This is a genomic window from Bacillus sp. mrc49 (assembly GCF_002803435.1).
Map to the genome: position 1 here is coordinate 1 of NZ_PHNG01000647.1, position 7196 is coordinate 7196.

At 44.3% G+C, this 7196-nt stretch carries 8 protein-coding genes and 1 pseudogene; 2 read left to right on the plus strand and 7 right to left on the minus strand.

The window, feature by feature from the left end:
* Nucleotides 1–208 (minus strand): annotated as a pseudogene (locus CVN76_RS08355) (L-glutamate gamma-semialdehyde dehydrogenase); the annotation flags it as partial.
* A 387-nt stretch (nucleotides 209–595) separates the two neighbouring features.
* Between CVN76_RS08355 and CVN76_RS08360 the strand changes: the two are divergent.
* On the plus strand, nucleotides 596–2008 hold the full coding sequence (locus CVN76_RS08360) for a sigma-54 interaction domain-containing protein (RefSeq protein WP_100530889.1): 1413 nt from the start codon (nucleotides 596–598) through the stop codon (nucleotides 2006–2008).
* Between the two features lie 47 nt (nucleotides 2009–2055).
* Complete coding sequence (locus CVN76_RS08365; RefSeq protein WP_100530890.1) at nucleotides 2056–2265, plus strand: hypothetical protein; 210 nt, start codon at nucleotides 2056–2058, stop codon at nucleotides 2263–2265.
* 2 nt (nucleotides 2266–2267) lie between these two features.
* On the opposite strand, the gene CVN76_RS08370 is transcribed toward CVN76_RS08365, so the two are convergent.
* The 6 genes from CVN76_RS08370 to CVN76_RS08395 form a co-directional block, all read right to left on the minus strand.
* A complete protein-coding gene (locus CVN76_RS08370; RefSeq protein WP_100530891.1) occupies nucleotides 2268–2954 on the minus strand; it encodes an FMN-dependent NADH-azoreductase in 687 nt (228 codons plus the stop codon).
* A gap of 38 nt (nucleotides 2955–2992) precedes the next feature.
* Nucleotides 2993–3841, minus strand: a complete 849-nt coding sequence (locus CVN76_RS08375) for a VOC family protein (protein WP_100530892.1) — start codon at nucleotides 3839–3841, stop codon at nucleotides 2993–2995.
* Nucleotides 3838–4248 carry a DoxX family protein gene (locus CVN76_RS08380; protein WP_100530893.1) on the minus strand — a complete coding sequence of 137 codons (411 nt, stop codon included), beginning with the start codon at nucleotides 4246–4248 and terminating at the stop codon, nucleotides 3838–3840. Before CVN76_RS08380 ends, CVN76_RS08375 begins: the two co-directional genes overlap by 4 nt.
* Nucleotides 4249–4387: 139 nt before the next feature.
* Entirely contained in the window at nucleotides 4388–5212 is an 825-nt protein-coding gene (locus tag CVN76_RS08385; protein ID WP_100530894.1) for a nicotianamine synthase family protein, read from the minus strand.
* Nucleotides 5190–6527, minus strand: coding sequence for an MATE family efflux transporter (locus CVN76_RS08390; RefSeq protein WP_100530895.1), 1338 nt, complete (start codon nucleotides 6525–6527; stop codon nucleotides 5190–5192). The genes CVN76_RS08385 and CVN76_RS08390 overlap by 23 nt, the downstream gene beginning before the upstream one ends.
* Nucleotides 6528–6601: 74 nt before the next feature.
* On the minus strand, nucleotides 6602–7196 hold a 595-nt coding region (locus CVN76_RS08395; protein ID WP_100530896.1), incomplete at its 5' end, for an ATP-binding cassette domain-containing protein.

A 7196-nucleotide genomic window follows, 5' to 3' on the forward strand; every position in this document is an offset into this window, starting at 1 on the left:
CTTTGGAAACTTCTCCGATAACTTCTTCTTTATTTGCCGGGTTTACAGAGGTAATGACTTCATCAGTAAACACTTTTTCACCATTAATGATTAGCGGGTATTTCTTCCCTAACTCATTAGCTACTTCATTCAATGCCACTTGAAAAGCTTTATCGTTTTCTTCGAGTTTAAAATTAGTAAATGGTTCGTGTTTATATGGTTGGACCATTATGGCTCATCTCCCTAAAGTTAATTTATATTTTTACTTCTCGCTTATTAAACAAGCAATTTCCGTGCCAACTTTTCATTTTATTTAAAAAAATTAATATTTTGCATGAAATTTGCCATGAAAAGCAGTATGTTCGGGGCAAAATCGTCATAGATGCCATTATTTTTTGCTCTAATTCGTATTTTGCACATTCAACCGCAACACTTTTACTAGATGCAATTTTCGTGCCAAACTGATTCATCATGAAAAAGCAGCATTTTTACCTTATTTCGCAAAATATTTTTGCACCCTGCCGCCAAATAATCTTGCTGCGCAAATTTTCATTGCACCTTTTGTTCTATTGCTCTACAATAATCTCTAACATATGAAATAAACTGGGAGGCATTCATGTATTTAGACCAAATCATAAAGATAGAAGGTTTCCAAACCATCCTCTACTCACTTGTGGATGTAATCGATATTGGGATACATATCATTGATACAAAAGGACGGACGATTGTATATAACAAGAAAATGGCTGAAATTGAAGGAATGGAATCTGATGAAGTATTGGGGAAAAAGATTCATGAAATTTTTAAATTCAAGGAAGAAACGGAGAGTACCTTGATTCGCGCCTTACATTCTGGCAAAAAAACGGAAAACTCGAAGCAAACCTACTTCAATAATCTTGGCCAGGAAATCACGACCATCAATAATACCTTCCCGATAATGGACCAGAACCATCATATTATCGGGGCAATTGAAGTGGCAAAGGATATAACGAACCTGGAAAGAATCATTAAAGATAATATTTTAAATAAGGGAGATACCAAATACACGTTCGACAGCATCATTGGAACGAGCGAGAATTTCCTGGAGGTCATAGAAAAGAGCAAACGCTCGACCAGGACCACATCCTCGATCCTCATCGTCGGGGAGACGGGAACCGGAAAGGAACTGTTTGCCCAAAGCATCCATAATGGCAGCAGCCGTTCGACACATCCTTTCATTAGCCAAAATTGTGCCGCCCTCCCGGATAGCCTGATTGAAGGAATCCTGTTTGGGACGAAGAAAGGAGCCTTCACGGGTTCAATTGAAAGGCCTGGATTATTCGAGCAAGCACAAGGGGGGACCATCCTTCTCGATGAAATCAACTCCTTAAATCCGAATTTGCAGGCAAAGCTGTTACGGGCCCTTCAGGAAAGGACGATTCGCCGTGTCGGGGATACAAAAGATAAAAAAATCGATGTACGGGTCATTGCCACCATCAATGAAGATCCAATCGATGCCATTGCAAATGATCATTTACGAAAAGATCTATATTACCGACTAAGCGTCGTATCATTATTCATCCCCCCACTACGGGAGCGGAAAGAGGACATTCCTTTACTTGCACAATCCTTCATCGAAAAATTCAATGCGCTATTCGAATTGAATATCGAGGGAATAAGCGAAGAGGTCTACGCCCTTTTTTATGATTACGACTGGCCTGGTAACGTCAGGGAGCTTGAGCATATCATCGAGGGTGCCATGAATTTGCTCGAACCCGGCGATATTAAAATATCGCCCAACCACCTTCCCGCACTATTCAAGAAAAAAGCCCATCTGGGGGAAGCACCTGCCGCTAGAAACGATGACCATACCAATCGGGAACCACAGGAGTCAACGTTATCTCTGGATGATTATATAGCAAATACCGAAAAGCAATACTTGGAGAAAGTCTTAAAGGAGCATGGGATGAATATCTCCCAAGCGGCCAAAACCCTAAATATCAGCCGCCAAAGCCTCCAATACCGCTTGAAGAAATATCAAGTCAAATAGAATCATTCCTGCCCCAAAAAGGCCCCCATTAAATGGAGGGCCTTTTTTTGGATAGGTCGAATTATCGGCTGGAACGGACGGATTTTGGTGTCGTTTGGACGGATTATCGGCTGGAATGGACGGATCTTCCGTTGTGCAGGTCGATTATTATCCGCCAAGGACGATTGATGGTTTGTGCAACTCAAGGCAAACTGACTTTTGTACCTATTTTTCAGCAGTCTGAAAGGCCCGCCATAAATGGGGGGCCTTTCGGTTAGGATTAGAATGCTGCGGCAGCTTTTGCAACGTTTTGCAGGCCATCGCCGATGATTGCTTGTGTCCGATCCGGGTACTGGTTGTGACCTTCAATGACGACTGTCTGAGGATTTTTGATTCCCCATAAGCTGATGATAGTCTTGACCAAATTGACAGCCATTTCGCCAGCCGCCATTCCTTCCAAGGCATAGTCCGAGCCACGGGCGTTCAATAGCATGATTTTTTTATCGCCGGCATATCCAACTGGACCTTCCGCCGTATAATTGAACATTTTACCGGCTTGTGACAAATAGGAGAGATAGGTGATGAGCGGTGCTGGTGCTGTTCCGTTCCATAATGGGAAAGCGAAAACCACCTTATCCATCGCCAGGAACTGATTTAAATATTGGTCAACCAGATTGGCCGCTTTTTCCTCTTCAGCTGTCAGTTCCAGCCCTTGATTGCGTTTATACAGCCCAGTGATGGCCGTATTGCCATAATAGGGAAGGTCCTCTTTGAATAAATCCAATTCGGTCACTTCATCTGTACGGTGTGACTCTTTATATGATTTTAAGAAAGTGTCATACATTTTCGAGCTGATTGCCTGATCTGCCGGGCGATCGTTCACTTTCACGAAAAGTACTTTTGCCATTTTTCCATTTTCCTCTGCAGCTGTTTCTTTATTTCCAAATAACCTACTTAAAAAACCCATTATCCTCACCCTTGCTTTCTGCTTTATTTCTTTCCATGTTAGACGACTAAATGGATCACATTTCCTGATGGATCGGCCACAACGTAAGTTGCTCCTTTTTCCGTCACTGCAGCACCGATTGCTTTCAGTTGCTCCGTTACTTTGTTTCTCGCGTCTTCATCTGCAAACACGAGCGTATACCAATTTAGGCCGACACTATTTTCCTTAGGAGCCGGAACGCCGACGCCATTCCATGTGTTCAAGCCGATATGATGATGATATCCTCCGGCGGAAATGAAAAGCGCCCCTTTGAATTGGTTCACGACGGCAAAACCGAGTCCTTGCATGTAAAACTCCTCCGTCTTTCGTAAATCCGATACGTGAAGATGGATGTGTCCCATTCTCGTATCTGCAGGCAATTGGCTCCATTCGCGATCGCTTTCTTCCAACAGGTCATTTCCATCCAAGGGATCCGTGCCCATTGCGACCTCGCCAGCTGCCCATTTCCAATCAACAGAAGGACGATCAGCGTAGATTTCGATGCCATTTCCATCCGGATCGGTAATGTACAAGGCTTCACTTACAGCATGATCTGCCGCTCCAAACGGATATTTCGTTTCCAATAAATGACGTAAGAAAACCGCTAAATCCGCACGGGTCGGCAGCAACAAGGCAAAGTGATACAAACCCGAAGTCCGCCCTTCCTTTGGAGTCACATCGGCGGGCTGTTCAAGGGTCAGCAACGGAGTTTTTCCATCCGTCGTTAACACAGCCTGCCTATCCGTCTTCTTCAGTAGTTGAAGTCCGATGATATCTTGATAAAACATGATGGCATCATTCAAATTCATGACATTTATACTGACCTCGGAGACAAAAGTAACTGGCTTTTGATGAAATTGTTCATTCATAATGTCACTCCCCCTTTTCTATTGAAAAAATGATCTAAAGAAAGAACTGTACGGTTTGCGCACGCCAGATAGACAGACATGGCCAACAGTGCCAAGTCCAGCTCGTAGCCCGCTGTTTGTCCGTTGCCAAGAAAGCCAGCAGGCAGTTTAGCCGTGACAATTGCACCTAGTAAAATGAGTGCAAATAGGACGGATACGAATCGTGTCCCCAAACCAAGTATAACCGCAAGTCCTCCGATCAATTCGATTCCCGCCACGATGTAAGCCAGGAAGCCGGGAATGCCAAGGCTATCGAAAAAACCAGCCGTGTTGCCTATTCCCCCCTGAAACTTAGCAATGCCGTGAATGAAAAATGTAACACCTAAAATTACCCTTAAAAAAACTTGTGCTGCCGTATTTTTATCCATGTATGAATTCTCCTTTTGTTAGGTTACTTTATGTAAGTAATTATATTTTAATAAGTTTATAATGTCAAGTAAGTTTGTTGGATATCATTAGTTTCAATAAAAAAACGCGTTGCCAATAGCAGCAACGCGTTTTTTGGTGTCATTGTTTAAACGTGTAATAAAGGGTTGAGTTGATGATGAAAGAATCCGCAATGGTCCTTCCGACTTCTTCACACCTCACATTACGAAACTTTGTCGCATCAACGGGTTCATATAATAATTGATGAATGCCGTCCACAGATCGGATGGCAACAATCGCTTCAGGTTGTGTCTGAAAAATCCGCTCCAGGATTTCCGCTTTATTAGGGACCAGACTGGCGATCCAGACTAAATCACACTCCCCATAATCATGGAGCGCACCGTCCTTCAAGACATAATTCGAAGGCGCTTTTCCATCATCCAGCTCCTGAATGATCCGCCTGCCTAGCGAATAGGCTTGTTCATCAATATCGAGGCAAGTCATGTTCGCTCCAAGCTCTTGCTGAAGCAGCAATGGACTCAAAGGCAAAGGGCCCGTACCAACAAAGGCAAAGGAACGGATTTCTCCCTTCACTTTCTGTAATTCTTTTAATTCCGTTTTGATCAGTTCTTTGTAGTTCTCCCAATAAAGGAAGGAATGAAAATCCTCCAGGGTTCTCACCTTGCCGACATATGATTGGGCAAAGTGCTCCTCCATCAACGTCTCAGCGATGGCCAGCTTAGCAAGCATGCTGCACCGTATCGATCGGATTTCATCGAGATTGAGGATTTCTGCTGCCAAGTGCTGGTCCAACGGTTTGGAAACCACCGAAACAAGCTCGGATAATACACGGTTGATGATTGCATTATTTGGAGATAAATCGGTTTCTTTCCGTAGGGTTTCATAAGCCTCTACATATGTATGGATGATTTTTTCTTGGTTTTTAGACCATTTGATCGCTTTCAAGGCGAACACCTCTCTTAGGAAATATTTTTTTACTTAACTGCGGTATATACAGTGCCAGAAACATGGAACGCCCTAAGCTGAAGACCGTAAAGGCGAGCCATAATCCATGGTTTTGATACACCGGCACAAAGTAATACAGCGTCCCGAAAAAAGCAATCAAGGAGTAAATCATCGAGTTCCGAACCGGCGCAGCCTCGGTTGCCCCTGTAAAAACACCATAGAAAACGATACCTACACTCGCTGTGATCGGGAACAGGATCAACCAAAATCCATAAGCCTGTGCCCTTTCAATGACACCTGGGATCCGTGTAAAGAGCGTAAGAAGGGAATCACCGAATAGGTAGTAACCGGCGGCCATCAGCAGCGATGTGATCACTCCCCATTGCAAGGACAGGAACAAAGTCTTCTTATATAAACGCTTATCTCCCGAACCGACCGCTTTCCCGACCAAAATGCTTGAAGCGTTTGCCAACCCATCAAAAAAGTAGGCCATCATATAGTGGATTTGGATAAGCACGGCATTGGCGGCCAATACCTCCGTTCCATACGAGGCGCCCTTTGCCGTGAATATATTGAAAACGGTCAGCAAACAGAGCGTTCTGATGAATAAATCACGATTGACCGACATCATTTTCTTAATCGATGAGGCATCGACCATCTCTTTTAAAGAAGGCATTTCCAATCGATGCTCAAAAGCATTCCAAATAATGAATAACCCAACGAAAAAGGCTGTCACTTCCGAGAGCAGCGTGGCTATCGCTACACCTGACACGCCCATTGCGAATACATGGACAAACACCAGGGCCAAAAGTATATTCATGAGGTTCATGAGCACCTGCAATAGTAATGAAACCTTGATTTTGGCCATTCCCATCAGCCATCCCAAGATGACGTAATTCATCAAGGTGAAAGGAATCCCCCATATTCGGATGCCGAGATACTCTGCGGCAAATACGCGGACGTCGGCATCAGGATCCATCAAGGTTAGAGCAACTCGTTCAATTGGTCCTTGAAGCCATATGAAGCTAATCCCGACGACTAAGGCCAAGATGAAGGGCCTAATGAAAGCGAATTTCCCTTCCCTTTCGTCGTTTGCCCCAAGTGCTTGTGCAGCAAATCCGGACGTGCTCACCCGCAAAAACCCAAACAGCCAATATAAAGTGTTAAACACGATTGTACCGATTGCCACGCCGCCCAAATAAGCAGGATCGGGCAGCTGCCCCACAACGGCGGTGTCAACCGCACCTAAGAGGGGCGTCGTTATCGTCGAGATGGTCAGAGGAATGGCCAAAGCCAAATATGATCGATGGTTCACCTTGCTTCCTCCCTGGATTCAAAATTAAAAAACGAAATCATTTCGATTTACAAATTAAACTCGTTCCACCTTATTCACTCAAACAGCGAAATCAATTCTTTCGTATAGGGATGACGGTCATCAGAAAAGAGCTGCTCCTTCTTGAAGGAATCCACGATTTCCCCTTCTTTCATCACCATGATTCTTTGGCACATTTCCTGTACAGCCGAGAGATCATGGGAAATGAACAGGTAAGACATATCCAACCTTTCACGCAGCTCCCCCATCAACGCAAGCACCGACGCCTGTGAGAGAACGTCCAGGCTTGAGGCAGGCTCATCCAGGATAATGAGGCTCGGTTCAATGCTGACGGCCCTGGCGATGGTCACGCGCTGCTTTTGTCCGCCGCTTAACTCATGGGGATAACGATCAGCCAAATTCTTCGGAAGTTCCACCATTTCCAGTAACTGAGCAATAAAATCGCCTTCACTAGTAAACGAAAAATGCTTCATTTCAATCTGATTCCCAAATTGCTGAAAAGGATCGATCAATGACTCCTTTACCTTTAGTTTCGGATTCAGGGCGGAAGCAGGATTTTGCAAAACGGCCTGAATGTTTTTTCGGTATGGTTTTAAAAGGCGATCACTTTTGTTATGCAGCGCCGTTCCCTTATATGAGATGCCGCCTCGG